24 protein-coding genes are annotated in these 25,896 nt (G+C 68.4%); 20 read left to right on the plus strand and 4 right to left on the minus strand.

Annotated features, from left to right (window positions below; all coding sequences use genetic code 11):
• Window positions 1–3: 3 nt before the first annotated feature.
• From IBL26_RS01650 to IBL26_RS01700, 11 genes are all read left to right on the plus strand, one after another.
• Window positions 4–2,352 (plus strand): MMPL family transporter, encoded by a 2,349-nt coding sequence (locus IBL26_RS01650; RefSeq protein ID WP_187782698.1) that lies wholly within the window; start codon window positions 4–6, stop codon window positions 2,350–2,352.
• 8 nt (window positions 2,353–2,360) lie between these two features.
• On the plus strand, window positions 2,361–3,569 hold the full coding sequence (locus tag IBL26_RS01655; RefSeq protein WP_187782699.1) for a beta-ketoacyl-[acyl-carrier-protein] synthase family protein: 1,209 nt from the start codon (window positions 2,361–2,363) through the stop codon (window positions 3,567–3,569).
• The gene (locus tag IBL26_RS01660; RefSeq protein WP_187782700.1) at window positions 3,566–4,345 is read left to right on the plus strand and encodes a beta-ketoacyl synthase chain length factor; all 780 of its coding nucleotides are present in this window, start codon (window positions 3,566–3,568) and stop codon (window positions 4,343–4,345) included. The genes IBL26_RS01655 and IBL26_RS01660 overlap by 4 nt, the downstream gene beginning before the upstream one ends.
• Entirely contained in the window at window positions 4,342–4,785 is a 444-nt protein-coding gene (locus tag IBL26_RS26045) for a hydroxymyristoyl-ACP dehydratase (RefSeq protein WP_187782701.1), read from the plus strand. The genes IBL26_RS01660 and IBL26_RS26045 overlap by 4 nt, the downstream gene beginning before the upstream one ends.
• Window positions 4,782–5,501: a 3-oxoacyl-ACP reductase FabG gene (gene fabG, locus IBL26_RS25855; protein WP_187782702.1), complete on the plus strand. Its 720-nt coding sequence runs from the start codon at window positions 4,782–4,784 to the stop codon at window positions 5,499–5,501. The genes IBL26_RS26045 and fabG overlap by 4 nt, the downstream gene beginning before the upstream one ends.
• A 114-nt stretch (window positions 5,502–5,615) precedes the next feature.
• A complete protein-coding gene (locus IBL26_RS01675; RefSeq protein ID WP_187782703.1) occupies window positions 5,616–6,200 on the plus strand; it encodes a YajG family lipoprotein in 585 nt (194 codons plus the stop codon).
• Between the two features lie 102 nt (window positions 6,201–6,302).
• Window positions 6,303–7,415, plus strand: coding sequence for a TRAP transporter substrate-binding protein (locus tag IBL26_RS01680; protein WP_187782704.1), 1,113 nt, complete (start codon window positions 6,303–6,305; stop codon window positions 7,413–7,415).
• Window positions 7,416–7,502: 87 nt separating this feature from the next.
• Window positions 7,503–8,051 (plus strand): TRAP transporter small permease subunit, encoded by a 549-nt coding sequence (locus tag IBL26_RS01685; RefSeq protein ID WP_187782705.1) that lies wholly within the window; start codon window positions 7,503–7,505, stop codon window positions 8,049–8,051.
• 27 nt (window positions 8,052–8,078) lie between these two features.
• Window positions 8,079–9,491: a TRAP transporter large permease gene (locus IBL26_RS01690; RefSeq protein WP_187782706.1), complete on the plus strand. Its 1,413-nt coding sequence runs from the start codon at window positions 8,079–8,081 to the stop codon at window positions 9,489–9,491.
• Between the two features lie 219 nt (window positions 9,492–9,710).
• The gene (locus IBL26_RS01695) at window positions 9,711–10,286 is read left to right on the plus strand and encodes a nitroreductase family protein (protein WP_187782707.1); all 576 of its coding nucleotides are present in this window, start codon (window positions 9,711–9,713) and stop codon (window positions 10,284–10,286) included.
• A complete protein-coding gene (locus tag IBL26_RS01700) occupies window positions 10,259–10,801 on the plus strand; it encodes a hypothetical protein (RefSeq protein ID WP_187782708.1) in 543 nt (180 codons plus the stop codon). Before IBL26_RS01695 ends, IBL26_RS01700 begins: the two co-directional genes overlap by 28 nt.
• Window positions 10,802–11,098: 297 nt before the next feature.
• Here the strand turns inward: IBL26_RS01700 and pcaF are convergent, their stop codons facing one another.
• The 3 genes from pcaF to IBL26_RS01715 form a co-directional block, all read right to left on the minus strand.
• Window positions 11,099–12,307: a 3-oxoadipyl-CoA thiolase gene (gene pcaF / locus IBL26_RS01705; protein ID WP_187782709.1), complete on the minus strand. Its 1,209-nt coding sequence runs from the start codon at window positions 12,305–12,307 to the stop codon at window positions 11,099–11,101.
• Between the two features lie 102 nt (window positions 12,308–12,409).
• Window positions 12,410–13,066: a 3-oxoacid CoA-transferase subunit B gene (locus IBL26_RS01710; protein WP_277817273.1), complete on the minus strand. Its 657-nt coding sequence runs from the start codon at window positions 13,064–13,066 to the stop codon at window positions 12,410–12,412.
• Window positions 13,063–13,758 (minus strand): 3-oxoacid CoA-transferase subunit A, encoded by a 696-nt coding sequence (locus tag IBL26_RS01715; RefSeq protein ID WP_187782710.1) that lies wholly within the window; start codon window positions 13,756–13,758, stop codon window positions 13,063–13,065. Before IBL26_RS01715 ends, IBL26_RS01710 begins: the two co-directional genes overlap by 4 nt.
• A gap of 80 nt (window positions 13,759–13,838) precedes the next feature.
• Here IBL26_RS01715 and IBL26_RS01720 point away from each other — a divergent pair, with 80 nt between their 5' ends.
• Window positions 13,839–14,591 carry an IclR family transcriptional regulator domain-containing protein gene (locus IBL26_RS01720; RefSeq protein ID WP_241748870.1) on the plus strand — a complete coding sequence of 251 codons (753 nt, stop codon included), beginning with the start codon at window positions 13,839–13,841 and terminating at the stop codon, window positions 14,589–14,591.
• A 36-nt stretch (window positions 14,592–14,627) separates the two neighbouring features.
• Here the strand turns inward: IBL26_RS01720 and rpoD are convergent, their stop codons facing one another.
• Window positions 14,628–16,430 (minus strand): RNA polymerase sigma factor RpoD, encoded by a 1,803-nt coding sequence (gene rpoD / locus IBL26_RS01725; RefSeq protein WP_187782712.1) that lies wholly within the window; start codon window positions 16,428–16,430, stop codon window positions 14,628–14,630.
• A gap of 553 nt (window positions 16,431–16,983) precedes the next feature.
• Between rpoD and IBL26_RS01730 the strand changes: the two genes are divergently transcribed.
• From IBL26_RS01730 to IBL26_RS01765, 8 genes are all read left to right on the plus strand, one after another.
• On the plus strand, window positions 16,984–17,769 hold the full coding sequence (locus IBL26_RS01730) for an IclR family transcriptional regulator (RefSeq protein ID WP_277817274.1): 786 nt from the start codon (window positions 16,984–16,986) through the stop codon (window positions 17,767–17,769).
• Window positions 17,770–18,019: 250 nt separating this feature from the next.
• Window positions 18,020–19,129 carry an ABC transporter substrate-binding protein gene (locus IBL26_RS01735; RefSeq protein WP_187782714.1) on the plus strand — a complete coding sequence of 370 codons (1,110 nt, stop codon included), beginning with the start codon at window positions 18,020–18,022 and terminating at the stop codon, window positions 19,127–19,129.
• Window positions 19,130–19,142: 13 nt separating this feature from the next.
• On the plus strand, window positions 19,143–20,144 hold the full coding sequence (locus IBL26_RS01740; RefSeq protein ID WP_187782715.1) for an ABC transporter permease: 1,002 nt from the start codon (window positions 19,143–19,145) through the stop codon (window positions 20,142–20,144).
• A 35-nt stretch (window positions 20,145–20,179) separates the two neighbouring features.
• Entirely contained in the window at window positions 20,180–20,923 is a 744-nt protein-coding gene (locus IBL26_RS01745) for an ABC transporter ATP-binding protein (RefSeq protein WP_187782854.1), read from the plus strand.
• A gap of 57 nt (window positions 20,924–20,980) precedes the next feature.
• Complete coding sequence (locus IBL26_RS01750; RefSeq protein ID WP_187782716.1) at window positions 20,981–22,135, plus strand: acyl-CoA dehydrogenase family protein; 1,155 nt, start codon at window positions 20,981–20,983, stop codon at window positions 22,133–22,135.
• A gap of 127 nt (window positions 22,136–22,262) precedes the next feature.
• A complete protein-coding gene (locus tag IBL26_RS01755) occupies window positions 22,263–23,360 on the plus strand; it encodes an LLM class flavin-dependent oxidoreductase (RefSeq protein ID WP_187782717.1) in 1,098 nt (365 codons plus the stop codon).
• Between the two features lie 102 nt (window positions 23,361–23,462).
• Window positions 23,463–24,575, plus strand: coding sequence for an LLM class flavin-dependent oxidoreductase (locus IBL26_RS01760; protein ID WP_187782718.1), 1,113 nt, complete (start codon window positions 23,463–23,465; stop codon window positions 24,573–24,575).
• 10 nt (window positions 24,576–24,585) lie between these two features.
• Window positions 24,586–25,890: an O-acetylhomoserine aminocarboxypropyltransferase/cysteine synthase family protein gene (locus tag IBL26_RS01765; protein ID WP_187782719.1), complete on the plus strand. Its 1,305-nt coding sequence runs from the start codon at window positions 24,586–24,588 to the stop codon at window positions 25,888–25,890.
• Window positions 25,891–25,896: the final 6 nt, after the last annotated feature.

A 25,896-nucleotide genomic window follows, 5' to 3' on the forward strand; every position in this document is an offset into this window, starting at 1 on the left:
GTCATGGCGTTGCTATTGCTGGCACTGCTGGGTCTGGTGCTGTTCCGCGCAGTGCCGATCCGCACGGAGATGAGCGATCTGCTGCCCCCGGGCCAGACTCCTGCCGCGGAGTTTCTGCTGCGCGAACTGCGCTCCGGCGCCGCGACGACGGTGCTGCTGGCGGGCATCGAGGGCGCGCCGGAGGCCGAGCTGGCCCGGATCAGTCGCGCCGTGGGGGACGGGCTGCGGGCGTCCGGGCAGTTTTCCTTTATAGGCAACGGGTCGCTCGATATGTCTGACGAAGAACGCGAGCTGATTTTTCGCTACCGATACCTCCTGTCTCCCTCCACCGCACCGGCACTGTTTGAAGCTGAGCCGCTGAAGACCAGGCTCGCTGGGCTGATCGAGGGTCTGCGCTCCTCGGCCTCGCCGCTGCTGGCCCGCTATGGCTTCGCCGACCCGACCGGTGCGTTCTTCGACCTGTTGCGTGGCTGGCTGGGGCAGAGCCAAGTGCAGTTGCGCTCCGGCGTCTGGTTCGCTGGGGAGAGTGCCACGCCGCGTGCGCTGATCGTGGCGCGCAGCAAGGCGTCCGGGCTGGATACCGATGCCCAGGCCGCCGCCATGCGGATTTTCCAGCAGGCCTTCGCCGCTGCCGATTCCGGCCCGGCCCGGTTGCTGCTCAGCGGGCCTGGCGTGTTCGGTGCCGAGGCGGCCGCCGCCGTGCGCGCGGATGTCGAGATGATCTCGGTGCTGTCCGGTGTGCTGATCCTGGGCTTCCTGTGGCTGCGGTACCGTTCGCTGCTGATGTTGCTGGTGGTGGCGGTGCCGTTGCTGGCGGCCTCCCTCAGCGGCGTCGCGGCGGTCGGGCTGGTGTTTGGCACGGTGCATGCGGCGGCGCTCGGCTTCGGCATGACCATGCTGGGCGTGGTGGTGGACTACCCGCTGCTGCTGATCACGCAGCGGCGGCCGGAGGAAACCCTGCGGCAGACCGCGCGCCGCATCTGGCCGACGCTGCGGCTGGCGGCCGGTGCCGCCGCGCTGGGCCTGACCGGAATGATGGCCTCCGGCTTCCCGCTGCTGGCGCAACTGGGCCTGTTCGGCGCGGCCGGGCTGCTGGTGGGGGTGATGGTCACCGCCTGGGTGCTGCCCTGGCTGCTGCGCGATGCGGTGCTGATGCCCCGGCCTTTACCGGGCTTCGTCTCCCAAGCCCTGACGCTGCTGCGGGGCCGTCGGGCCGTGGCGCTGGCGGTGCCGGTCGCGTTGCTGGTCCTGCTGTTCGGCGGCGGCGTACGGTGGGAGGACGACCTGGCCCGCCTCAGCCCGGTGCCGCAGGCGCAGCGGGACCTGGACAAGGAGCTGCGCCACCAACTCGGCGCAGCCGATGTCGGCGGCGTTGTGGTGCTGGCCGCGCCGCGGACCGAGACCGTGCTGCAGCAAGCTGAACGCGTCGGCGATGCGTTGGCCCCGCTGATGGCACGCGGTGCGCTGAACGGCTTCGACAGCCCCGCCCGCTACCTGCCCAGCGCTGCCGTCCAGCAGGCGCGGCAAGCCAGCCTGCCGGCGGCGGATGCGATGCCGCCGCGCCTTGAGCAGGCGGCTGCCGGTTTGCCCTTCCGCCCGGATGCCTTCCAGCGCTTCCTGCAAGGCCTGGAGGACAGCCGCGCCCTGCCACCCCTGGCCGTAGCTGACCTGCCCCGTTTGCCTACGCTGGCCGCCCGGCTCGGCCCGCTGCTTTCCCCCCACGGTGACGGCTGGCAGGGACTGATCATCCCGCAGGAATTGCGCGACAAGGCGGCATTCCAGCAAGCGCTGGCCGGGCTGGGCCTGCCCGATCTCCTCTGGGTCGATATCAAGGCGGAGATGGAGGGCATCGTCGGCGTGGCCACGCGCCAGGCTTTGCTGTGGTGCGGCCTGGGCGGGCTAGGAGTGCTGGTGCTGCTGGCCATTGGCTTGGGCCGGCGGCCCGGCCAAGCTTGGCATGGCGGGTTGCTCGCCGCGCTCTGGACCGCCGCGCCGATCCTGGGAGCGATGCTGGTGACGCTGGCGGCCCTGATGGCCATGGGGCAGCGCCTGACGCCCTTCCATATGGTGGCGCTGCTGCTGGCGGCGGGGGTGGGGATGGACTACGCCCTGTTCTTCGGCACCACGGCCCGGCAGGGCGAAGTGGAAGCGGAGCGGACGATGGGCGCCATCCTCAACTGCACCGTCACCACACTGCTGACCTTCGGTCTGCTGGCATTCTGCGCCACGCCGGTGCTGCGCGGCATCGGTCTTACCGTCGCGGTCGGCGTGCTGTCGGCCTTCCTGCTGGCACTGGCGTTGTCGCCCAGGCCGGCTTCACCCCTGGCAGCCGGCGAAAAGGCCCCCAACTGAAACCGAACATGCAATCAGCTTTCTCTCCACTGGCGCTGGCGGCTGTCTCGGCCGTCAGTGCAATGGGCACCGGCCTCGCTGCCACCCGCCAATCCTTGCAGGACCGCACCGGGGGCCTGCGACCAGCAGATGCGGAGGATCATCCCGCCCACTGGGTTGGCCGCGTGCCGGAAGCCACGTCGGTCAACCTGCCGCCCGAGCTCGCGCGCTACGATTGCCGCAACAACCGGCTGGCGGAGCTGGCGCTGCGGCAGGACGGGTTCGCTGATGGCGTCGCGGCGGCCAAGACGCGCTATGGGGCGGAGCGGATTGCCGTCATCCTCGGCACCAGCACTTCCGGCATCGCGGAGACGGAGGCGGCCTACCGGCGCCGGGCCGAAGGCCAGACGACCCTGCCGGTCGATTTCGACTTCGCCGCCACGCACGACCTGTTCTCCCTGTCGCGCTATCTGCGGGCACGGCTCGGCCTGTCGGGGCCGGCGCTGACCATCTCCACTGCCTGCACCTCCGGCGCGCGCTCCTTCATGGAGGCTGAGGTGCTGATCCGTGCCGGGCTGTGCGATGCCGCCGTCGTCGGCGGCGTCGATACGCTGTGCCGGATGACGTTGCAGGGATTCGGCTCGCTGGCGCTGCTTTCCCAAGGCCCGACTCGCCCTTGCGCGGCGGACCGCGACGGCATCACGGTGGGGGAGGCCGCCGGCCTCGCGCTGCTGGTGCGGGCGGAGGATGCGGCGCCGGGCACGGTGCTGGTGCTGGGCGCCGGCGCCAGCAGCGACGGCCACCACATGTCGTCGCCCCACCCGGAAGGGTTGGGGGCGGTCACCGCCATGCGGGCGGCGCTGGATTCGGCCGGGCTGCGGCCGGAGGAGATCGGCTACATCAACCTGCACGGCACCGGCACGCGCGCCAATGACGCGATGGAGGACAGGGCGGTCACGCATGTCTTCGGCGCCGGCACGCCTTGTTCCTCGACCAAGGGCTGGACGGGCCACACGCTTGGGGCTTCCGGCGCGCTGGAAGCCATCATCGCCGCGTTGTGCATCCAGGACGGCTTGGTACCCGGCTGCCTCGGCGTGGAGCAGGTGGACCCCGATTTCCGCTCGGATGTGGTGACAGAGAACCGGCGGATGCCGTTGCAGCGTGTGCTCAGCAACTCCTTCGGCTTCGGCGGCAGCAATTGCAGTCTTGTGCTGGGGCGGCAGGAGGCCGGCGCATGAGCGGCGTGACATGCCATATCGGCGGCCTGGCGCTGCTGGGCCCGGGGCTACCGGGCTGGGCCGCCAGCCAGGCCGTGCTGCTGGGGGAACAGCCCTGGCAGGATGCACCCATCGTCGTCCCGCCACCCGCCATGCTGGCACCGACGGAACGCCGCCGCACCAGCCTGGTGGTCCGCCTGGCCCTGGCCGCGTCCACCGAGGCGGCGGAGGCGTCGGGCCTGGCGCCGGATACGCTGGAGACGGTGTTCGCCAGCTCCAATGGCGATGGCGCGGTCGTCGGCGCCATCCTGGAAACGCTGGCGACGCCGGGGGGCGAGGTCTCGCCGACGCAGTTCCACAACTCGGTGCACAACGCCGCGGCGGGCTACTGGGGCATCGGCGCGCATTCGACGCAGCCCTCGATCAGTATCGGCTGCCATCTGGACAGTTTCCCGCTGGGCCTGCTGCATGCGGCGGCCCGGCAGGTGCCGGTGCTGTTCTGTGCCTATGACGCACCACTGCCAAACCCGTTGGCCGAGCTGCAGCCGACCGAGTTTCCCTTCGCCATGGCCTGCGTGGTGACGCCCGAACCGACCGCCGCAACGCGTGCCCGGCTGACGCTGCGCTATTGCGTGGGCGAGGCAGCCCCTGCGGCTTCTCCCTGGCAGGTGCTGGAACGAGGCAATCCGGCGGCGCGCGCCTTGCCGCTGCTGGCGGCCCTGGCCGCCGGCCGGCCGGCCCAGTTGACCTTGCCGCTGCTGGATGGCGCGCGGCTGGAGATCGAGGTGACGCCGTGACGCACCAACTGGACCACGCCGGCATCGCCGCGCTGGTGCCGCATGCCGGCAGCATGTGCCTGCTCGACCATACTCTCGCCTGGAATGCGGACAGCATCACCTGCGGCGCCGTTTCCCACCGCGATGTGGCGAACCCGCTGCGGCGGGGCGGCGTGCTGCCGGCGGTGTGCGGCGTGGAATACGCGCTGCAGGCCATGGCGCTGCACGGTGCGCTGACCGCACAGGACGGCCCACAAGCGGCTGGCTACCTGGCCAGCCTGCGCAACCTGGACCTGGGTGCGGAGCGGCTGGACGACGTGACGGCGGACCTGCTTGTGGAGGCCACGGCCCTGGCGCGGGAGGCGCGTTCCTTCGTCTATGCGTTCCGGGTGACGGCGGATGGCGCAGCGCTGTTGTCGGGCCAGGCGGCCATTATCCTGCCGCCGGAGCCGGGCGCGTGAAGCGCGCCCTCATCACTGGCGGCGCCAGCCCGATCGGCGCCGCCATTGGCCGCCGGCTGGCTGAGGACGGATTGCACGTGATCCTGCATGCCCATGCTGGTATCGAGCGGGCGCGGGCGCTGGCCCATGAGTTGCGCGAGGCCGGCCATAGCGCCGAGGCCGCCGGCTTCGACCTGGCGGACCCGGAGATCAGCATGGCGGCGGTCAATGCCCTGCTGGAGTCCGGCCCCTTGCAGGTGCTGGTGCACAATGCCGGCACGCATGCCGATGCACCGATGGCAGCGATGACGGTGCCGCAATGGCATGACGTGGTCGACATCTCCTTGAACGGCTTCTTCCACGTCACGCAGCCGCTGCTACTGCCGATGATCGGCACGCGGTGGGGGCGAATCATCGCCATCTCCTCCGTCTCCGCCATCATGGGCAATCGGGGGCAGGCCAATTACGCGGCGGCGAAGGCGGGTCTGTCCGGCGCCATCCGCTCGCTCAGCCTGGAATGCGCGCCGCGGGGCGTGACGGCGAATGTCGTGGCGCCCGGGGTGATCGATACGCCGGCCGTGTCAGCGGTCATGACGAAGGAGCAGATCGCCAAGATGGTACCGGCGCGGCGTGCCGGGCGGCCGGAGGAAGTGGCCGATCTGGTCGGGTTCCTGGCGTCGGAGCGGGCCGGGTACATCACCGGCCAGACCATCTCCATCAATGGCGGGCTCGCCTGACGCCGGGACCCGCAAGGATGTGATTCCGGCTTCGTGAAGGAGTCGGCGTAGCGAGAAAGCGGAACATTCCGATTCCGTTCGAATCGCTTCCGCCAGATCTTCACGGAGAGACCGATGCGCCGCTTCCTGCTGCTTTCGATGCTGGGCCTCGCCCTGGCCGCCTGTGGTACCACGCAGATGTCCATGCCCTATTCACCGGCGGCCCAGCCGGTGTCCGTCGGCCGTCCGGTCGTGGCACTCGGCACGGTGACGGACCGGCGGGAGGAGGGGCGGGAAGACCCCAACTGGATCGGCACGGTACGCGGCGGCTTCGGCAATCCGCTGAAGCGGCTGGAGGCGCCGGTGCCGGTATCCGAGGTGGTGCGCCAGGCCTTCAGCGATGCGCTGGCGGCCCGCGGCATGCTGGCCACCGGGGCCCCGCGCTACCTGCTTTCGATCGACATCATCCAGTTCAAGTCGGACCAGGTTGGCCGGCGGGAGGCCACCGTGGAGTTCCAGGTGACGCTGACCCCGGCAGCCGGCGGCGCCCCGGTGCTGCAGGACCGGGAGCTGGCCAACCAGATCGCCGGCAGCGTCCTGACCCTCTCGGCCGGCGTGTTCGGCTCGCTCGATGAGCTGAGGGCCATCGCGCTCTCCACGATGAGCCAGGCGATCGATCGCATCCTCGACAAACCTGGCTTCGCGGCCGCACTTCGTTAACCACCCGATGTAAGAAACGGTGACAAGCCGCCCTGTTCCCCGTCAGAATTGGCGCCGAGACGGCATCCAAGCCGCCGGGACTCCAAGAGGAACAGTACAGGAATGATCAGTCGCCGTTTCCTGGCGGGGACAGCCGTGGCGGGTACCACCGCCGCGCTGGCTGCCCCCGCGATCGCCCAGACCGCCCCCGAAATCCGCTGGCGCATGGCCAGCAGCTTCCCGCGCTCGCTGGACACCATCTACGGTGCCGGCGAGTACGTCGCGAAGCGCGTAGGCGTCCTCACCGACGGCAAGTTCCAGATCCGAGCCTTCCCGGCCGGTGAGCTCGTGCCGGGGCTGCAGGTGGCGGATGCGGTGCAGGCGGGGACCGTGGAATGCGCCCACACCGCCTCCTACTACTTCACCGGCAAGGACCCGACCTTCGCCTTCGACGGCGCCGTGCCGTTCGGCCTGAACATGCGGCAGAACAACGCCTGGCTGACGCAGGGTGGCGGCCGCGACGTGATGAAGGAGTTCTTCGCCGGCTATAACATCGTCTCCATCCCCGCCGGCAATACCGGCGCCCAGATGGGCGGCTGGTTTCGCAAGGAGATCAAGACCGTCAAGGACCTGGAGGGGCTGAAGTTCCGCATCGCCGGCATCGCCGGCAGCGTCATGCAGAAGCTGGGCGTCATTCCGCAGCAGATCGCCGGCGGCGACATCTATCCCTCGCTGGAGAAGGGCACGATCGACGCGGCCGAGTGGGTCGGGCCGTATGACGACGAGAAGCTGGGCTTCAACCGTGTCGCGCCCTTCTATTATTACCCAGGGTTCTGGGAAGGCTCGCTCAACCTCTCCTTCTACGTCAACAAGGCGAAGATGGAGGAGCTGCCGCCCCTGTACCGGGAGGTGCTGGAGAGCGCCTGCCGCGACTCCACGATCGAGACGATCGCCAAGTACGACGTGCAGAATCCAGCGGCGCTGCGCCGGCTGGTGGCTGCCGGCACCCAGCTGCGGCCGTTTCCGCGCGAGGTGATGCAGGCTTGCTACAAGGCCGCCTTCGAACTGTACGACCAGATCGCGGACCAGAATCCCAACTTCAAGAAGGTCTACGAGCACTGGAGGGCCTTCCGGGAGACCCAGTATGGCTGGTTCCGGGTGACGGAATACAGCTTCGACCAGTTCGTTTATTTCATGTATGGGCAGGAATTGCAGCAGCAGCCCCCAAGGCGCTAAAGCGGCGCGCGCCTGCGGCCCAGCTGGGAGGGTTGCTGGGCGCGAGGCCCATACTGGAATGAGACGATAGAGGGAGGAACCCAGGAGATGGGTCCGTTTCTGGCCTTCAGCCGCGTCATGGATAAGGTGAGCGGTACTTTCGGCTGGGTGGCCGATGCCTGTGTGTTGCTGGCCTGCCTGATCAGCGCAGGCAATGCCACGATACGCTATACCTTCAACTACAGCTCCAACGCCTGGCTGGAAGTGCAGTGGTACCTGTTCGCCGGCATCGTCATGTTGGGCGCGTCCTATACCCTTGTTCGCAACGAGCATGTCCGCGTGGATCTGGTCTATGGCAACCTGGGGACGCGCGGAAAGCTCTGGGTCGATGTCTTCGGCATCATCTGCTTCCTGATGCCGGCCATGGTCCTGTTGACGTGGATGACCTGGCCCTTCTTCCTCGACGCTTTCCTGCGCAATGAGCAGTCTTCCAATGCTGGCGGGCTGCTCCGCTGGCCGATCAAGCTGCTGCTGCCGGTCGGTTTTCTCCTGCTGACCCTGCAAGGGTTGGCGGAACTCATCAAGCGCATTGCCCTGCTGCGTGGCATTCAGCCATCCGGCGAGGTGGTGGTCGAATACGTCCGCCACGAACAGTGAACCCGCAGATCAGGAAGCGTTCTGTCCATGCTCTCCCTTGAGGTGATGCCGCCGCTGATGTTCGGCGGCCTCGTCGTATTCCTGCTGATCGGGTTTCCGGTCGCTTTCTCTCTTGCCGCTGTCGGGCTGTTCTTCGGCTTCCTGTCGATCGAACTCGGCTTCTTCACCGCGGCGTATCTGGGCAACCTGCCGCTACGCGTGTTCGGCATCATGTCGAACGAGCTGTTGCTCTCCATTCCGTTCTTCACCTTGATGGGCGCCATCCTGGAACGTTGCGGGCTGGCCGAGGACCTGTTGGAGGGAACCGGTCAGCTCTTCGGCAAGGTTCCAGGTGGCCTGGCCATCGCGGTGATCCTTGTGGGCGCGGTTCTTGGCGCCATCACCGGAACCGTTGCCGCCTCGGTCATCGCCATGGGCATGATCAGCCTGCCGGTCATGCTGCGCTATGGCTATGACATGCGGATCGCGACCGGCGTCATCGCGGCATCAGGCACCATCGCCCAGCTGATCCCGCCGTCGCTGGTGCTGATCCTGCTGGGCGATCAGCTTGGGAAGAGCGTGGGCGACATGTATGCCGGCGCCATCGGCCCGTCGCTGATGCAGCTGGCCCTGTTCATCATGTTCATTGCCGGCGTGGCCATCCTGCAACCGCACCGTGTGCCGCCGCTGCCGCCCGAGGCGCTGGGACCACGCGGCTGGCCGCTCTACTGGCGCGTCGCCAAGGGCATGGTGCCTTCGATCGTGCTGATCTTCCTGGTGCTGGGGACGATCTTCCTCGGCCTCGCGACGCCGACTGAAGCGGGAGCCATGGGCGCGGTTGGTGCGCTGGTGCTGGCGCTGATCAATCGCCGGCTCACTTGGTCGCTGCTGAAGCAGGCCACGCAGAACACCATGCGGCTGACGGCGATGGTGATCTTTATCCTCGTCGGTTCCACCGTCTTCTCCCTGGTATTTCAGGGCGTCGATGGCAGCCTCTGGATCGAGCATCTGCTTTCCCACTTGCCTGGCGGCCAAACGGGCTTCCTGATTTTCGTCAATATCTTCGTCTTCTTCCTGGCCTTCTTTCTCGATTTCTTCGAGATCGTCTTCATCGTCGTTCCGCTGCTGGCGCCGGCAGCGGCGAAGCTGGACATCAACCTCGTTTGGTTTGGCGTGCTGCTTTGCGTGAACCTGCAGACCAGCTTCATGCATCCGCCATTTGGGTTCGCGCTGTTCTACCTGCGCGGCGTGGCGCCAAAGACCGTGCTGACCAAGGACATCTACCTGGGCGCGATCCCCTGGGTGTGCATACAGCTCATTCTGGTGGCTATCGTCATTCTCTGGCCGCAGAGCGTTACCTACTGGCTCGACGGCGGTACCGGAGTGGACCCCAGCACCGTGCGTATCGAGATCCCGATGTCCGACATCCCGGATAATGACGCGCCAGTGACCTTCAAGTAGCGCCATCGGCCAGATCGTGCCCTGAAGGGTCGGTCTGGCCGGCACCTACCTTCCGCCGCTGCGGATTTCGCCCTTGGGCAGGTAGGCATTAGGCTGCACAGGCGGGCAGGGGCCTCGGCTTCTGCCCGCCTTGCTTCTCCGCTTAGATGCAAATGACTTGCAATTGCACTTACTTGCGCCTAGGTCATCCCGGTGACCAAGGGCCGCTGGAGCGAACTGATGGATACGATCGACGCCCTGCTCTCCCGCGCCTCCGCTTCCGTGCTGCAGGAGCCTGCCCCGGAAGGTGACGTCCTGCGGCAGGTGCTGGAAACCGGCCTGCGCGCGCCGGACCATGGGCATCTGCGCCCCTGGCATTTCGTGCTGATCCGCGGCGCCGCCCGTGCCGCCTGGGCGGACAAGGTTGCCGCCGCCACTCTGGCGCGGGACCCGGAGACACCGTCGGGCCTGGTGGAGCGCCGACGCGCCCGCATCAACAGTATCCCGCTCATCGTCGCGCTCGGCGTGAAGGTGAAGAAGGGCCACAAGATCCCGGAGATCGAGCAGATCCTCACGGTGGGTGCCGCTGCCATGAACATGCTGAACGCCCTGCACGCGCTGGGCTTCGGCGGTATCTGGGTCAGCGGCGCTAACAGCTACGACCCCGCGCTGGTCGCCGCGTTGGGCCTTTCGCCTGACGACCAGCTCGCTGGCTTTCTCTACATCGGCACCCCGGCCGAGCCCCGCCCAACCCCGCGTCGTCCTGCCCTCGACGAGCATCTCAGCGAATGGACCGGCGCACCCGCGCCGGCCTGAAGAGGAGCACGATGATCTTCGCCGCCAATGACGACACCCCGCGCGCGGCCTTGCCGGTGCTGGACAATGCCCTGCTGTGGTCGATGCAGGCCTGGGTGGTAGGGCTGTGCAAAGGCGCCGATGTCGCCGGCCGGATCGGCGCCCTTTACGCCGATCTCGGTGCGCCGACGGCCACGGGGTATCTGGATGGCTTCATGTGGGCGCTCAGCCAGGGCGCCAGCCGGATGCTGGAAGTCAATTGCGTCTGCTGCGGCACCGTCAGCGCCGATGAGCGCGCCTTGCTGGATGTCTTTGCCTTGCAGCAGGAAGGGCAGGCGGACGAAGCACTGAACCTGCTGGGTGGCATGGTGACACCCGGGGCCGCCCTGGCCGCCCGCAGCAGCGTCTCCCGCCTCATGGCCGCGCTCAACGAGGCCGGCCAGTACCTGCCGGAGGCCGAGGCCGCGGTGCGTCGGCATGCTCTGGTGCTGCCCGCCGGCCGGATCATCGCCGCCGCGCCGCATTGGGTGCATTGAGCGGGCCATCTGGCGAAGGTCACAGGCAGCAGCAGGAGAAGGAAGGTCGGGGAAGGAATTCCCCGAACCCCATCTTTTGTTTGCGAGTTTGGTGTTGCGCTGCAGGCCGATGGATAAGCGCCGAGAGTAGGCGTTGCGGGCCAAATTCGGCGCTTGAGGTGGTTTCTCTCGAACGCGCTTTCGAATAATCCCACTCAGGCGTCCCCGGGCAGTCGTTGCGCCAGAAACTTGTCGAAAAAAGAAGGGGCCCGGGAAATTCCTTCCCCGGCCTTCTTTCTTAGCCTTCGGCGTGAAGGATCAGACCCGCTCCAGCACCATCGCGATGCCCTGGCCCACGCCAATGCACATCGTCACCAGGGCGTAGCGCGCCTTGCGCCGGTGCAGCTCGGCCACCGCCGTCATGGCGATGCGGGCGCCAGACATGCCGAGCGGGTGGCCCAGGGCGATGGCGCCGCCGTTGGGGTTCACATGCTCGGCGTCGTCCGGCAGGCCGAGGTCGCGCATCACCGCTAGGGCCTGGGAGGCGAACGCCTCGTTCAGCTCGATGACGTCGATGTCGCTGAGCGTCAGCCCCGCCTTCTCCAGCACTTTCTTGGAGGCCGGGGAGGGGCCGAAGCCCATGATGCGGGGTGGCACGCCGGCGGTCGCCATCGCCACGACGCGGGCGCGTGGGGTCAGGCCGTAGCGGCCGGCCGCGGCCTCGCTGGCGACGATCAGGGCGCAGGCACCATCATTGACGCCGGAGGCGTTGCCGGCGGTGACGCTGCCGCCTTCCTTGCGGAACGGCGTGCCCAGCTTCGCCAGGGCTTCCAGCGTCGTCTCCGGGCGCGGGTGCTCGTCCTGCGAAAAGACGATCGGGTCGCCCTTGCGGCGCTTGATCTCGACGGGGACGATCTCTTCGGCAAAGCGGCCGGATTCCTGTGCCGCCTTGGCCCGCTGCTGGCTGCGGAAGGCGAACAGGTCCTGATCCTGGCGGGAGATCTGGAAATCCTGCGCCACGTTCTCGCCAGTCTCCGGCATGGAGTCGACGCCGTACTGCGCCTTCATCAGCGGATTGATAAAACGCCAGCCGATGGTGGTATCGTAGATTTCCGCGGCACGGCCGAAAGCCTCGGCGCTCTTGCCCTGCACGAAGGGCGCGCGGGTCATGCTCTCGACCCCGCCGGCCAGCATCAGCTCGGCCTCGCCGGACTTGATGGCGCGGGCGGCGGTGCCGGTGGCATCGAGGCCGGAACCGCAGAGGCGGTTGATGGTGGTGCCGCCGACGCTCTCCGGAATGCCGGCCAGCAGGGCGGACATCCGCGCCACGTTGCGGTTGTCCTCGCCCGCCTGGTTGGCGCAGCCATAGATGACGTCGTCCAGCGCGGCCCAGTCCAGGCCGGGGTTGCGCGCCATCAGCGCCTTCATGGGGATGGCGCCCAGATCATCGGCGCGGACCGGCGCCAGGCTGCCGGCATAGCGGCCGATCGGGGTACGGATGGCATCGCAGATGAAAGCTTCGGTCATGTCGTTTCCTCGTCCGGCAGCGGGGCCTTTGCACTTGGCTGTATCCCACGCCTACCGTCTGTCCATGCGTAGCGGGTCTGCACCCGGAGGTGCCGGTTCAGCTCAACCCGGCAGGTGCAGCTTGGCGCCGGTCTGGGCCTGCAGGGCCTCCAGCGTCAGGCCGGGCACCATTTCCAGCACGATGAAGCCGCGGTCCGTCACCTCGATCACCGCCAGGTTGGTATAGATGCGGGATACCGCCCCCAGCGCCGTCAGCGGGTAGGAGCAGGTCTCGACCAGCTTGGGCTGGCCGTCCTTGGTGGTGTGCTCCATCAGCACCCAGAGGCGCTTGGCGCCGGCGGAAAGGTCCATGGCGCCGCCAACAGCCGGGGCATTGTCAGCGGCCGAGGTCGCCCAGTTCGCGATGTCGCCGTTTTGTGCCACCTCGAAGGCGCCCAGGACGCAGAGGTCCAGATGGCCGCCGCGGATGATGGAGAAGCTGTCCGCGTGGTGGAAGAAGCTGCCGCCGGGGCGCAGCGTCACCTGCTGCTTGCCGGCATTGATCAGCCAGGGGTCGGCCTGTTCCGGCGTCGGGGCAGGGCCCATGCCCAGCAGGCCGTTCTCGGAATGGAAGATCACCTCCCGCTCCTGCGGCACGAAGTCAGCCACCAAAGTTGGCAGGCCGATGCCCAAATTGACGTACCACCCCTCGGGGATGTCGCGCGCCAGCCGCTCGGCCATCTGCTTGCGGGACATGGTCTGGAAGGACAGGTCGTTCATGCCGCCTTCTCCTGCACGCTGGCGCCATCGACCGGGACTTCGATGACGCGGTTGACGAAGATGCCGGGGGTCACGACGGTCTCCGGCGGGATGCCACCAAGATCGACGATCCGGTTGGCCTGCACGATGGTCAGGTCCGCCGCCGTCGCCATCACCGGGTTGAAGTTCCGGCCACTGAGCCGGAAGGTCAGGTTGCCCCAGCGGTCGGCGAGCTCCGCCTGCACCAGTGCCACATCGGCCTTCAGGGCTAGTTCCAGCACGCAGGGCTTGCCGTTGAACTCGGCGGTCTGCTTGCCCTTGGCCAGCAGGGTGCCGTAGCCCGTCGGGGTGAAGAAGGCCGGAATACCGGCGCCGGCGGCGCGCAGCCGCTCGGCCAGCGTGCCCTGTGGGACCACTTCCAGTTCGATCTCGTGGTTACGGAACAGTTCCTCGAACACGACCGAGCCAGCGCTACGGGGGTAGGAGCAGATGATCTTCCGCACCCGCCGCAGTTCCAGCAGCCGCGCCAGACCGATACGGCCCGCACCGGCATTGTTGGCGACGACCGTGAGCTCCTTCGCGCCGTGCTCGATCAGCCCATCGATCAGCGCATCGGGCTGGCCCACCGAGCCGAAGCCGCCCACCAGCACCGTGCTGCCGTCCTGAACGCCCGCCATGGCTTCCGCCATGTCGCGCACCACTTTGTTGATCATGCTGTCCTCCCGCATGCCGTTGCCGGCGAGGTTGACTCTTTTGGGCGATCTACGCAACGCTGTGCGCTATGCGAACAAACTTGGATGGATCGGAGCTGGAGAAGGGGGATACGCTAGGCGGGCTGGCCCGTGGGCTGGCCGTCATCGAGGCCTTCAACCCACAGCGCCCCAAGGCCAGCATCGCTGATATCGCCCGGGCCACTGGCCTGACCCGCGCGGCGGCCCGGCGTTGCCTGCTGACGCTGCAAGGCCTGGGCTATGCCGAGTTCGACGGCAAGTTCTTCACCCTGACGCCGCGCGTGTTGCGGCTAGGGGGTGCCTACCTCTCCAGCACCCCCTTGCCGGACATCCTGCAGCCCGAGTTGGAAGCGGTGCGGGAGGCGGTGCACGAATCCTGCTCCGCCGCCATTCTCGACGGACCGGACGTGATCTACGTGGCGCGGAGCGCTGCGCGGCGGATCATGTCTGTTTCCTTGGGGGTCGGCAGTCGGCTGCCGGCGCATTGCACGTCGCTCGGGCGCGCGCTGCTCTCGGCACTGCCGGAGTCACGGTTGGAGGCCTTTCTGGCGCAGGTGCAGCCGGGCCCGCTGGCCGAGCACACGCGCGGCGCCGTGCAGGCCGCACGGGCGGCGGGCTATGCGTTGGTGAATGAGGAACTGGAACCAGGCCTGCGCTCCGTCGCCATGCCGGTGCGGGACATGCGTGGGCGGTGCGTGGCGGCCATCAATATCGGTGCCCATGCCGGGCGCGCGACGGATGCTGTGGTGGAGGGGCTATTCCTGCCGGCCCTCCGCCGTGCGGTGACCCGGCTGGGGGAGCGGATCCCTGGATAAAGCAAGGGCGGGATGGTTGCCCATCCCGCCCTGGTCTCAGGCGAGGAAGCTGCGCAGCGCGCGGCCGCGCCGGGACTGCTGGAGCTTTTTCAACGCCTTCGCCTCGATCTGGCGAATACGCTCGCGGGTCACGTTGAAGGTGCGGCCCACCTCTTCCAGCGTGTGCTCGTTTTCGGCGCCGATGCCGAAACGCATCCGCAGGATACGCTCCTCGCGCGGGCTGAGGCCGGACAACACGTTGGTCGCCGCGTCGCGGAGCGAGGAGCGGGCGGCCGCATCGAACGGCATCACCGCGTTCTCGTCCTCGATCAGGTCGCCCAGGCGGCCGTCATCCTCTTCGCCGATCGGCGCTTCCAGGCTGATCGGCTCACGCGCCAGGCGCTGCACGGTGCGCACCTTGTCCGGCGACATGCCCAGCTCGCCCGCCAGCTCTTCCGGCGTCGGCTCGCGGCCGGCCTTCTGGGCGAAGCGGCGGCTGGTGCGCGCCACCTTGGCCGCGGTCTCCGTCATGTGCACGGGGACGCGGATGGTGCGGGACTGGTCGGCGATCGAGCGGGTGATCGCCTGCCGGACCCACCAGGTGGCGTAGGTGCCGAACTTGAAGCCACGGCGCCAGTCGAACTTCTCGACCGCCCGCATCAGGCCGATATTGCCTTCCTGGATCAGGTCGCCAAACATCAGGCCGCGGTTGCGGTAGCGCTTGGCGATATGCACCACGAGGCGGAGATTGGCCTGGACCAGCTCCTCCTTCGCACGGCGCATCTGCCGCTCGCCCTGGGCGACTGCGTTGCAGACCTCGCGCAGGCGGCTGGCCGAGAGACCATTCTCCTGCTCCAGCACCGCGATGTCCTTGCGGACATTGGCAAGCTCGCCGGCCAGGTCGATGACCGGCGCGCCACGGCGGCGTGGCTTCTCCAGCTTCAGCACGGCCTGGATAGAAGCTTCGCTGCCGTCCCACAGGCGCAGGAAGTCGGGATGCGGGACGCCGCTGCCCTGGGCGGCGCGCGAGGCGCGGCCATCCAGCGCCATCAGCTTGCGCTTGGCTTCCCGCACGGTGCCGACCAGCAGATCCAGCCGCGCCGGGCGCAGGTGGACATTCGCCAGCAGGCTGGCGAGCTCGATCTTCAGCGCTTCCGCTTCCGCACCCGTCAGGTTGGGCAGCGGGGTGCGCGCGGCGAACAGCGCTTCGAAGGAGGCCAGAACCTCCGGCTTCATCTTCTCTTCAAGCGTCGAGTGAAGCGCGGGGTCCGCGTCCTCGCTCTCCGCCGTCGTCTCGCCGGACTGCGCGGCGTCGGCCGCGGCCATCGCCTCGACCTCGACCATGTCGCGCAGCGGCACCTGGCTCTGCACCATCGCCTCGTACCACGCGGTCAGCATGGTAAAGGTGGCGGGGTGCTCGCACAGGCCAGCGAGCATGTCGTCACGGCCGGCTTCGATCCGCTGGGCGACGGCGATCTCCGCCTCGCGCGTCAGCAGGTCGGTACCGCTCATCTCGCGCAGGAACATGCGCACGGGGTCGTCGGTGCGGCTGAGGGAGGCCTCATCCACATTGCCGTCGGAACCCTGGCTCTCCCGCGCTACGGGCGCACCATTCTCGTCGACCGTTTCCTCGGCAGCGTCCTCGCTGGCCTCGGTCTCGGCGTTCTCGTCCTCGGCTTCCGGCTGGACCTCGTCGTCCTCGCCAACCCAAGTGCTGGGCGCAGCCGCGGGGGTTTCGCCCTCACGGCGGCTCCAGGCGCTATCGTGGAAGTTACCGAAGGCGCCCGTCCGTGCGCGGAGCGCGGGCTCGTTCTCCGCCTCGTCCTGATCCATCGCCGCCTGCGTAAACATCCCGTCCATGCTTCAGACCTGCGCCTTCTTCATTCTGTGGGGGCTGGGGGTTACCCAACCAAACGGCGCCTGTGCCCCCTTCCGCCACGAGAACGCGCCGCGTCCGACCGCCAGGGGGCGTGACAGGACAACTTGCGTCGGGGGGAGGGCGCGCCGTCTGGCGACCGGACCTCTACATAGGCAGTCCCGCGCCAACGCACACCCCTAAACTGTCATATTGACCTTGGGTTGACGATGGTCAGGCATGCACAAAAGCGGGGCAAAGCCAACAGAAACAAGTTCCATGGGGCCTCTCTTCATGCCTTGGGCAACGTCGAAGAGCATGATTCGAAGCTCTCGTTGCCGGGCAATGAGAGCATTTCATCAACCCATGCCCAGATGCAAGCATGGAGGGCGGCTGCCAAGAGTGATGCTGTAGGCGACAATCTGCTTGTCTGGCAGGCAAGGCTTAGCACTCACTGGCAAGAAAGATCGAAAATCGGTCAAATTCTTGCTTGCCGCATCGCAATTACCATCGGACAGTAAGAATCTGACCGCCGATCCTTTCATAGGACGAAACGCGTTGCCAGTCGCAGCCGACCAAGACAGTAGCCTCCGCACACTTTCTCGCGCCTCCACGTTGCTGCGCCATCTCGCGGGTTCCCCAACGCGCTCCTGGAGGCTGACTGACCTGGCGGCTGCGTCCGGCTTGCACAAGGCGACGGTCCACCGCTTGCTCGGCGGCCTGATGGCGGAGGGGCTGGTGCAGCCGATCCCCGGTGGCTACGCGCTCGGCCCCCAGGCCTGGTTGATTGGCCGCGCCGCCGCCCAGCGCTTTGACCTCAGCGCCTTCGCACTGCCCTCTCTGCGCCGAATCGCGGACGAGACCGGCGACGTCGCATTGCTGGGCGTCCTGGCCGGCCACCACACCCATTGCGTGGCGCGGGAGGAAGGCGACTCGCCGATCCTGCCGACCTCTATCCGCGTCGGCTCCATCCACCCGCTCGGCTGCGGTGCCCATGCCCTGGCGCTGCTGGCCGCCCTGCCGGATGACGAGGTGAACCGCGCGATCCAGGCCACGGCGCCCGAGCGGATTGGGCGGTACGCGCCGATCACCGAAACCTATCTGCGTACCGGCGTCGCCGAGACCCGGGCCCAGGGCTATGCCATTAACGAAGGGGTCATCGTCCCCGGCATGACGGCCATTGCCATGGTCGCCAACGATGCCTGGGGCCGGCCGATCGTGGCGTTGAGCTGCTCGGCGGTGTCGGACCGCCTGTTGCCGGATAAGCGCCCGGCTATCGTCTCCATGCTGCGGCAGGAGGTCGAGCGGATCGAGGCCCGGTTGCGTCCCACCGTGGACGCCTGAGGCCGGTTTAATTCCCGACCGCGTCGCGTGATATGTGCCAGGAGGCACCCAAGATAGCCGTCCTGCCTGCAGGGCGGCTTTTTTTGTTCCAGGCAAAACAAGGCTTTGGGTATTGCGCGCGCCTAAAGCGGCTGGCGATGGGATCTCCGCGCGCAATAAGTTAATTGACTCATTACGCGATGTCGTTTGAGATAAACCCGTTCACAATGCGTGATACGGGACGGCGTCCCCTTCCCGTGGGGGTTTCCAGATGACGCAGCAGTATTCCACAGCTTCTAAGACCGCCCGCCCCCAGGGGCGTCGCAGCGTTCTGGCGGCGCTCGGCCTCGGCGGTCTCGCCTTGCCGCTCGCCGGCTTCGCCCCGCTGGGCGCCGAGCGCAGGGCGTTCGAGGCGATGCTGAAGAATACGCCCACCTGTCTGGCCCCCGTCGCTGCCCCAGGCGCTGCCGCTGGCCCGCTGCGGAAGCTGACCATCGCCTGGAACGCCACCTCCATCTGCACCTCCCCTGTCGAGGTCGCACGGCGCAGCGGCATTCTGGCGCGCCATGGGCTGGAGGTGGAGCTGGTCAATTTCGGCGGCTCCACGGAAGCGCTGCTGGAGGCCATCGCCACCCGCAAGGCGGATGCCGGGGTGGGCATGGCGCTGCGCTGGTTGAAGCCGTTGGAGATGGGCTTCGACGTCAAGATCACCGGCGGCACGCATGGCGGTTGCCTGCGGCTCGCCGGGCCTGCCTCGGCGGGGCTGACGAACGACATCAACTCGGTGCGCGGCAAGACCATCGCGGTCAGCGACATGGCGGGCGCGGACAAGAACTTCTTCTCCATGCTGCTGAAGCGCCGCGGCATCGACCCGGACCGGGACGTCACCTGGCGCGTCTTTCCGCCGCATGTCTTCGGCCTTGCGCTGGAGCGTGGCGAGGCGCACGCCTTTGCGGCCGGTGACCCAATTGCCTGGACCCTGGTGCGGGACAAGCAACTGGTCGAGGTCGCCACCAACCTGACCGGTGAATGGGCGCAGCGCGCCTGCTGCATCATCGGCGTCTCCGGCGCCCTGGTGAAGAACGACCCGCAGGCGGCTGCCGCCCTGACCCGCGCGCTGATCGAGGCGCAGCACCTTGCCGCGTCCGACCTCTCGATCGCTGCCGACGCCTTCATGGATTACGCGCCGGGCCGGGTGAACCGTGACGACCTGATCGCCATGCTGAGCAGCCACACCCACGGCCACAGCCCCGCCGGTACCGACATCCGCCGCGAGATCGAGCTGTATGCCGAGGAGCTCAAGGCCGTCGGCGTCATGCGCGCCAACACCGATCCGAAGCGCTTCGCCGAGCGGGTAACCGCCGACGTGCTGAGCGTGTGAGGGAGATGACCTGATGAGTGCATCTGGAATCACCGTCGCCGCACCCGGCGTCACGCCACGCGCTTCGGCGCCGGCATTGTGGCTGGGCGGGCTGCTGGCCGGCGGCATCTGGCTGGGCGCCGCGGCCTTCACCGCTTGGCTGCCGGACGAGATCGAGGTCGGCCGCACGCAGGAGCTGGCGCTGCTGGCCGCCGTGCTGGGCGGCCTGGCCGTGCTGGCGGCACTGACCTCCGGCCTGTTTGGCGAGGCTGGGCTGAAGCTGCGCAAGGCCGGGCCGTGGCTCTCCGTCCTCGGCCTGGCGCTGATCGGCTGGGAGTGGCTGACAGCCAAGAGCGGCACCTTGCCGCTGCCGTTCTTCGCCTCCCCGCAAGGTCTTCTGGAAGTCTATCTGGAGGACTGGCCGCGCCTGGGTGAGAGCGTGCTGCGCTCCCTCTGGCTGCTGCTGACCGGCTACGCCATCGGCGCCTTCGCCGGCTTCGTGGCGGGCGTCGCGCTCGGCTGGTCCAAGGCCATCGGCTACTGGGTGCACCCGGTGCTGCGGCTGATCGGGCCGCTGCCGGCCACCGCCTGGCTGCCGATCGCCTTCTTCGTCTTCCCGACCAGCGGCAGCGCCAGCACCTTCCTGGTGGCCCTGGCCGCCTGGTTCCCGGTGACGGTGCTGACCTGGTCCGGCGTCGTCGGCGTCAACCGTAACTACTACGACATCGCCCGCACGCTGGGCGCCAGCCAGACCTTCCTGGTGCTGAAGGTGGCCATTCCGGCCGCCCTGCCACAGGTCTTCGTCGGCCTGTTCATGGGGTTGGGCGCGTCCTTCTCCGTGCTCGTGGTGGCGGAGATGCTCGGCGTGAAGGCCGGGCTGGGCTGGTACCTGCAATGGGCCCAGGGCTGGGCTGCCTACGGCAACATGTATGCGGCCCTCGTCGTGATGGCGCTGATGTGCTCTGGCCTGACGACACTCCTCTTCAAGAGCCGCGACCGCCTGCTGGCGTGGCAGAAAGGCACGGTGCGGTGGTGAGCGCGAATCTGCAGACCGCCGGCTCCGCCGCCGGCATGGCCGTGGGCATCCACGGCGTCAGCCACAGCTTCCAGCTAGAGGATCGGCCGCTGCCGGTGCTGGACGACGTGTCCATCGACGTGCAGCCGGGCGAGTTCGTCGCCCTGCTGGGCCCCTCCGGCTGCGGCAAGTCGACCCTGCTGCGGCTGCTCGCCGGGCTGGACCAGCCGAGCGAGGGCAGGGTGGTCGGCGACGGCGCCGACATCACCGCGCCCGACCCCTCCCGCGTCTTGGTGTTCCAGGACCCGACCTTGTACCCGTGGCGCACGGTGCAGGCCAACGTGGCGCTGGGGCTGGAGGCGCGCGGGTTGCTGAAGACGCAGGGCCACCGCGTCGGCGATGCCATCCGGCTGGTGGGCCTTGCGGGGTTTGAGGCCGCCTACCCGCACCAGCTTTCCGGCGGCATGGCACAGCGCGTGGCGCTGGCCCGGGCGCTGGTGAACGACCCGCGCCTGCTGCTGCTGGATGAGCCTTTGGGCAAGCTGGACAGCCTGACGCGGCTGTCCATGCAGGGGGAGCTCGTCTCGCTCTGGCAGCGCTCCGGCCTGACGGCGCTGCTGGTGACGCACGATGTCGAGGAAGCGCTGATCCTGGCCCAGCGCGTCATCGTCTTCAGCCCGCGCCCGGCGCGCATCGCGGCGGAGCTGGTGGTGGACCGGCCCTACCCGCGCCATCGCGACGACCCGCATCTGGTGGAACTGCGCCGCCAGGCCCTGGCCGTCCTCGGTCTCGATAGCTGAGGGCAACCGCGCCGGGCCCAGCCCCGGCGCGGCCTGCCCGATTAGGAGGTGACTGCCATGTCTCTCGCCCTCGCACCGCATGTCGCGGAGACGGACCTGCAGCTCCTGGCGCAAGGCTTTGCCGCGGAGGCGGCGCGCCATGACCATGATGGCAGCTTCCCGCACGAGAATTTCGACCGGCTGCACGATGGCGGCTGGCTCAACCTGACCATCCCGCGCCGCTTCGGCGGCCAGGGCGCCGGGCTGGCGAAGGCGGCCGAGGCCATCGGCATCGTCGCCAAGGGCTGTGCGTCCACCGGCCTGGTCTATGCCATGCAACTGACGCAGCAGGGCTCGCTCTCCCGCAACGAGCATGTGCCGGAACAGGTGCGCGCCCGGGTGGCGGCGGATGCAGTGGCCCATGGCGGCCTGCTGAACGCCATGCGGGTTGAGCCGGAACTGGGCTCGCCCACCCGGGGCGGGCTGCCGCAGACCATCCTGCGCCGGCAGCCGGATGGCAGCCTGCTGCTCTCCGGCCGCAAGATTTACTGCACCGGCTCCCCCGGCCTGACATGGATGCTGGTCTGGGCACGGGACGAGGCGGAGGAGCCGAAGGTCGGCCATGTGCTGGTGCCGGCGCGCTCCCCCGGCGTGCGGATCGAGGAGAGCTGGGACCATCTCGGCATGCGGGCAACCGGCAGCCATGACGTGGTGTTCGAGAATGTCCGCATCCCCGCCGAGTACGCGACGGACCTAAGGCCGCCGGAGGCCTGGGCGAAGCCGGACCCGGTGCAGGCCACCTGGAACGCCGCCGGCCTGGGCGCGCTCTATACCGGGGTGGCGCATGGCGCGCGGGACTGGATCATCCACTTCCTGCGCAACCGGGTGCCGAGCGGCCTGGGCAAGCCCTTGGCCACGCTGCCGCGGATGCAGGAGAAGGTGGGCGAGATCGAGGCGTTGCTGGCCGTCAACGCGCGCCTGATCGGCTCCCTGGCCCAGGCGCTGGACCAGGGCACGCCGGCGCCGGCCACGGAGGCGCATGTGATGAAGAGCGCCCTGGTGGAGAACGCCGTGCGCGCGGTGGAGATTGCCGTGTCCCTGGCCGGCAACCACGCGCAGAGCCGCCGCAACCCGATCGAGCGCCATTTGCGGGACGTGCTGTGCGGCCGCGTGCACGTACCGGTGCCGGAAGCTGCCCACAGCGCCGCCGGGCGCGCGGCGCTGCTGCCATGATCAACCTGTTGCTGCGCACGGCCCTGGCGCTGGGCCTGACCATCGGACTGATCGGCCTCGCCGGGTTGGGCGAGACGTCGCCGCGCCCCGACCGCGTCGCCGCACGATAATACGGAGGACCCTTCCCATGGCTCATCCCTTGCAATTCATCGGCTTCACGTCGCACCGGGCCGGTTCTGAGATCCATCCGCCCAGCGGGCCGATCCTGGATACCGACTACGTCATCCGCATGGCGCAGGCGCATGAGGAGGCGGGGTTCGACCGCGTCCTGATCGCCTGGCATTCCAGCACGCCGGATGGCATGGCGCTGGCGCAACTGGCGGCGGTGCATACCAAGCGCCTGCAGTTCATGATCGCGCATCGCCCCGGCTTCATCGCGCCCACCCTGGCCGCGCGGCAATTCGCGACCTTCGACCATATCAGCGGCGGGCGGGCCAGCATCCACATCATCACCGGCGGCAGCCCGGCCGAGCAGCGCGCCGATGGCGATTGGTTGGACCATGCCGAGCGCTACGCGCGCACCGACGAGTTCGTGACGCTGCTGCGGCGCGTCTGGACCGAGGACAAGCCGTTCGACTTCGAAGGCACGTACTATAAGGTCGCCGGCGCGCATTCGGCCATCAAGCCGGTACAGAAACCGCATGTCCCGGTGTTCTTCGGCGGTTCCTCGGACGACGCCATCCGCTTCGCCGGCCGGCACGCCGATATCTATGCCTTCTGGGGCGAGACGCTGGACCAGGCACGCGAGACCATCGCCCGCGTCCGCCGCTCCGTCGCCGAGGCAGGGCGGGACCCGGCTTCCATCCGCTTCAGCCTGTCCGTGCGCCCGGTGATGGCGGCGACGGAGGAGGCCGCCTGGAAGCGCGCAGACCGCATCCTGGAGCGGATCAAGGAATTGCGCGGCGATGCGGTGGAGCAGGGCAACAGCAAGCCGCAGAGCATCGGCTCCGCGCGGCTGCTAGAAGCCGCCAAGGGCGGCCGTGTCCGTGACAAGCGGCTGTGGACCGAAGTCGCTGCCGCCGTCGGGGCCGGCGCCAACACCACTGCATTGGTCGGTACGCCGGAGCAGGTGGCGGAGGCGATGATCGACTACCGTGCGCTGGGCGTCGACACCTTCCTGATCCGTGGCTTCGACCCGGAGGAGGATGCGGTGGAGTATGGCCGTTCCCTGCTGCCGGCGGTGCGTCACCTCGACGCGCGCGGCCTCTCCGTCGCGGCGGAGTAGCCAGGCCATGCCGCGTCAGCCGTCCTTGCGATGTCGCCGCGGCCGCCACGCCATCCCGGCATGGCGGCCGCACCTTCCATCGATCTGAAAGGAAGAGCGACAATGAGCAGTCTGCACGTGACCGGCATGATCTGGGCCCAGCCCACGTCGGATCTGGAGGCGGCGTCCGGCGAGGCGTTCCAGCCGGCGCATATCGAGGCACTGACCCGCGCGCATGAAGATGGCGGCTTCGACCGCGTGCTGGCGGGATACTGGACGAACGCGCCGGACGGCTTTCTGGTGCTGGCGCATGCCGCCGCCGTGGCGAAGAAGATCCAGTTCCTGCTGGCGCACCGCCCCGGCTTCGTGGCCCCGACCCTGGCGGCCCGCAAGCTGGCGACGCTGGACCAGCTGACGGGCGGCCGGCTGGCGCTGCACGTGATCTCCGGCGGCGAGGATGCCGACCAGCGCAAGGATGGCGACCACGCCGACCATGCCGCGCGCTACCGCCGCACCGATGAATTCCTCGACGTCATCCGCCGGGTCTGGACGGCGGAGAAGCCCTTCGACCACGCGGGCGAGTTCTACAACATCCAGCAGGCGTGGTCCGATATCCGCACGGCGCAGAAGCCGCATCTGCCGATCTTCTTCGGCGGCGCATCGGATTCCGCGTTGAAGGTCGCGGCCCGGCATGCCGATGTGTATGCGCTGTTCGGCGAGCCGCTGGCGGATACGGCGGCGATGCTGGACCGCGTGCGTGCTTCGGTGCCGTCCGACCGTCGGCTCGCCTTCTCCTGGTCCAACCGGCCGATCCTGGGCGCGACCGAGAAGCAGGCCTGGGAATACGCCCATCACATCCGCGCCCGTGCCATCGCCAAGTTGCAGCAGAGCGGCTCGGCCGGGCTGATCGCGGCCGGGCAGGCGGTCAACTCGCAGCGCCTGGTCGGCCTGTCCCAGCGCGGGGAGGTGCTGGATGAACGGCTGTGGACCGCCATGGCCGGCGTGCTGGGCGGGCGCGGCAACAGCACCGCGCTGGTCGGGACGGCGGAGCAGGTGGCACGCTCCATGCTGCGTTATCGGAAGCTGGGCGTCTCCCACTACATCATTCGCGGGTGGGACCCGTTGCCGGACGTCATCGGCTATGGGCGCGAGTTGATCCCGCTGCTGCACGAGTTGGCGGCGGCTGAGGATGTGGGCCGCGTCTCCATTGCCAGTGCCGCCGTCGCGGCCGAGTGAGGGGCAACCGATGACCCAGCGCCCCGAGACTCTCGCCTTGCATGCCGGCTGGCGGGCGGACCCTGCCACCGGCGCCGTGGCGGTACCGATCTACCAGACAACCTCCTACAAGTTCCAGGATTCCGCCCATGCGCAGGACCTGTTCTCACTGACCAAGCTGGGTTTCACCTATACCCGCACCGGCAACCCGACGACCGATGTGCTGGAGAAGCGCGTGGCGGCGCTGGAAGGCGGCGTCGGCGCGCTGGCCGTGGCGTCGGGGCAGGCGGCTTCGGCCTTTTCCGTCCTGGCGCTGGCGCGGGCCGGGGACAACATCGTCTCCTCCACCGACCTGTATGGCGGCACCTGGAACCTCTGGGCCAATACCCTGGCGCGGCAGGGCATCTCCGTCCGCTTCGCCGACCCGGCGGACCCGGAGAGCTTCCGCCGCCTGACCGACGCCCGTACCCGGGCCTATTATGCGGAGACGCTGCCGAACCCGAAGCTGACAGTCTTCCCGATCGCCGAGGTCGCCGCCATCGGGCGGGAATTCGGCATCCCGTTGATCGTGGACAACACGGCGGCGCCGCTTCTGGCCAGGCCGCTGGAGCACGGCGCGGCGGTGGTGGTGTATTCCGCCACCAAGTATCTGGGCGGACATGGCACCAGCATCGGCGGCATCATCGTCGATGGCGGGCAGTTCGACTGGACGGCGCATCCCGGGCGCCAGCCGGCGCTGAACGAGCCGGACCCCAGCTACCACGGCGCGGTCTGGACCGAGGTCGCCGCCCGGCACGGCATCGGCGCCTATGCGGCACTGGTGCGCAGCACCGTGCAGCGGGACCTGGGCGCGGCCATCTCCCCCTTCAACGCGTTCCAGCTGCTGCAAGGCATCGAGACGCTGGCGCTGCGGATCGAGCGGCATGCGCGCAATGCCGCCGAGGTGGCGGAGTGGCTGACGCGGCAGCCCGGCGTATCCCGCGTCATCTATCCCTCGCTGCAGACCGGCCAGGCGCGGGCGCGGGCGGACCGCTATCTGCGCGGCGGCCATGGCGGCCTGGTGGGGTTCGAGCTGGCTGGGGGCGCCGATGCGGGTGCTGCCTTCATCGACCGGCTGAAGCTGTTCTACCACGTGGCCAATATCGGCGATGCACGCAGCCTGGCGATCCATCCCGCCACCACCACCCATTCCCAGCTCTCGGCCGAGGAGCAGGCGGCGAGCGGGGTAACGCCCGGCTATGTCCGCCTTTCCATTGGCATCGAGCATATCGACGACATCCTGGCCGATCTGCGGCAGGCGCTGGAGAAAGCCCGGCTGCCGATCGCCGCTGAATAAGACGGA

It is taken from the genome of Teichococcus aerophilus (genome assembly GCF_014490485.1).
GTDB classification, from domain to species: Bacteria; Pseudomonadota; Alphaproteobacteria; order Acetobacterales; family Acetobacteraceae; genus Pseudoroseomonas; species Pseudoroseomonas aerophila.

What these genes read in the sequence shown, in the direction of transcription:
- IBL26_RS01650 (WP_187782698.1), top strand. Translation starts at nt 4, where the DNA reads ATGGCGTTGCTATTGCTGGCACTGCTGGGTCTGGTGCTGTTCCGCGCA.
- IBL26_RS01655 (WP_187782699.1), top strand. Translation starts at nt 2,361, where the DNA reads ATGCAATCAGCTTTCTCTCCACTGGCGCTGGCGGCTGTCTCGGCCGTC.
- IBL26_RS01660 (WP_187782700.1), top strand. Translation starts at nt 3,566, where the DNA reads ATGAGCGGCGTGACATGCCATATCGGCGGCCTGGCGCTGCTGGGCCCG.
- IBL26_RS01675 (WP_187782703.1), top strand. Translation starts at nt 5,616, where the DNA reads ATGCGCCGCTTCCTGCTGCTTTCGATGCTGGGCCTCGCCCTGGCCGCC.
- IBL26_RS01680 (WP_187782704.1), top strand. Translation starts at nt 6,303, where the DNA reads ATGATCAGTCGCCGTTTCCTGGCGGGGACAGCCGTGGCGGGTACCACC.
- IBL26_RS01685 (WP_187782705.1), top strand. Translation starts at nt 7,503, where the DNA reads ATGGGTCCGTTTCTGGCCTTCAGCCGCGTCATGGATAAGGTGAGCGGT.
- IBL26_RS01690 (WP_187782706.1), top strand. Translation starts at nt 8,079, where the DNA reads ATGCTCTCCCTTGAGGTGATGCCGCCGCTGATGTTCGGCGGCCTCGTC.
- IBL26_RS01695 (WP_187782707.1), top strand. Translation starts at nt 9,711, where the DNA reads ATGGATACGATCGACGCCCTGCTCTCCCGCGCCTCCGCTTCCGTGCTG.
- IBL26_RS01700 (WP_187782708.1), top strand. Translation starts at nt 10,259, where the DNA reads ATGGACCGGCGCACCCGCGCCGGCCTGAAGAGGAGCACGATGATCTTC.
- pcaF (WP_187782709.1), bottom strand. Translation starts at nt 12,307, where the DNA reads ATGACCGAAGCTTTCATCTGCGATGCCATCCGTACCCCGATCGGCCGC.
- IBL26_RS01710 (WP_277817273.1), bottom strand. Translation starts at nt 13,066, where the DNA reads ATGAACGACCTGTCCTTCCAGACCATGTCCCGCAAGCAGATGGCCGAG.
- IBL26_RS01715 (WP_187782710.1), bottom strand. Translation starts at nt 13,758, where the DNA reads ATGATCAACAAAGTGGTGCGCGACATGGCGGAAGCCATGGCGGGCGTT.
- rpoD (WP_187782712.1), bottom strand. Translation starts at nt 16,430, where the DNA reads ATGGACGGGATGTTTACGCAGGCGGCGATGGATCAGGACGAGGCGGAG.
- IBL26_RS01735 (WP_187782714.1), top strand. Translation starts at nt 18,020, where the DNA reads ATGACGCAGCAGTATTCCACAGCTTCTAAGACCGCCCGCCCCCAGGGG.
- IBL26_RS01740 (WP_187782715.1), top strand. Translation starts at nt 19,143, where the DNA reads ATGAGTGCATCTGGAATCACCGTCGCCGCACCCGGCGTCACGCCACGC.
- IBL26_RS01745 (WP_187782854.1), top strand. Translation starts at nt 20,180, where the DNA reads ATGGCCGTGGGCATCCACGGCGTCAGCCACAGCTTCCAGCTAGAGGAT.
- IBL26_RS01750 (WP_187782716.1), top strand. Translation starts at nt 20,981, where the DNA reads ATGTCTCTCGCCCTCGCACCGCATGTCGCGGAGACGGACCTGCAGCTC.
- IBL26_RS01755 (WP_187782717.1), top strand. Translation starts at nt 22,263, where the DNA reads ATGGCTCATCCCTTGCAATTCATCGGCTTCACGTCGCACCGGGCCGGT.
- IBL26_RS01760 (WP_187782718.1), top strand. Translation starts at nt 23,463, where the DNA reads ATGAGCAGTCTGCACGTGACCGGCATGATCTGGGCCCAGCCCACGTCG.
- IBL26_RS01765 (WP_187782719.1), top strand. Translation starts at nt 24,586, where the DNA reads ATGACCCAGCGCCCCGAGACTCTCGCCTTGCATGCCGGCTGGCGGGCG.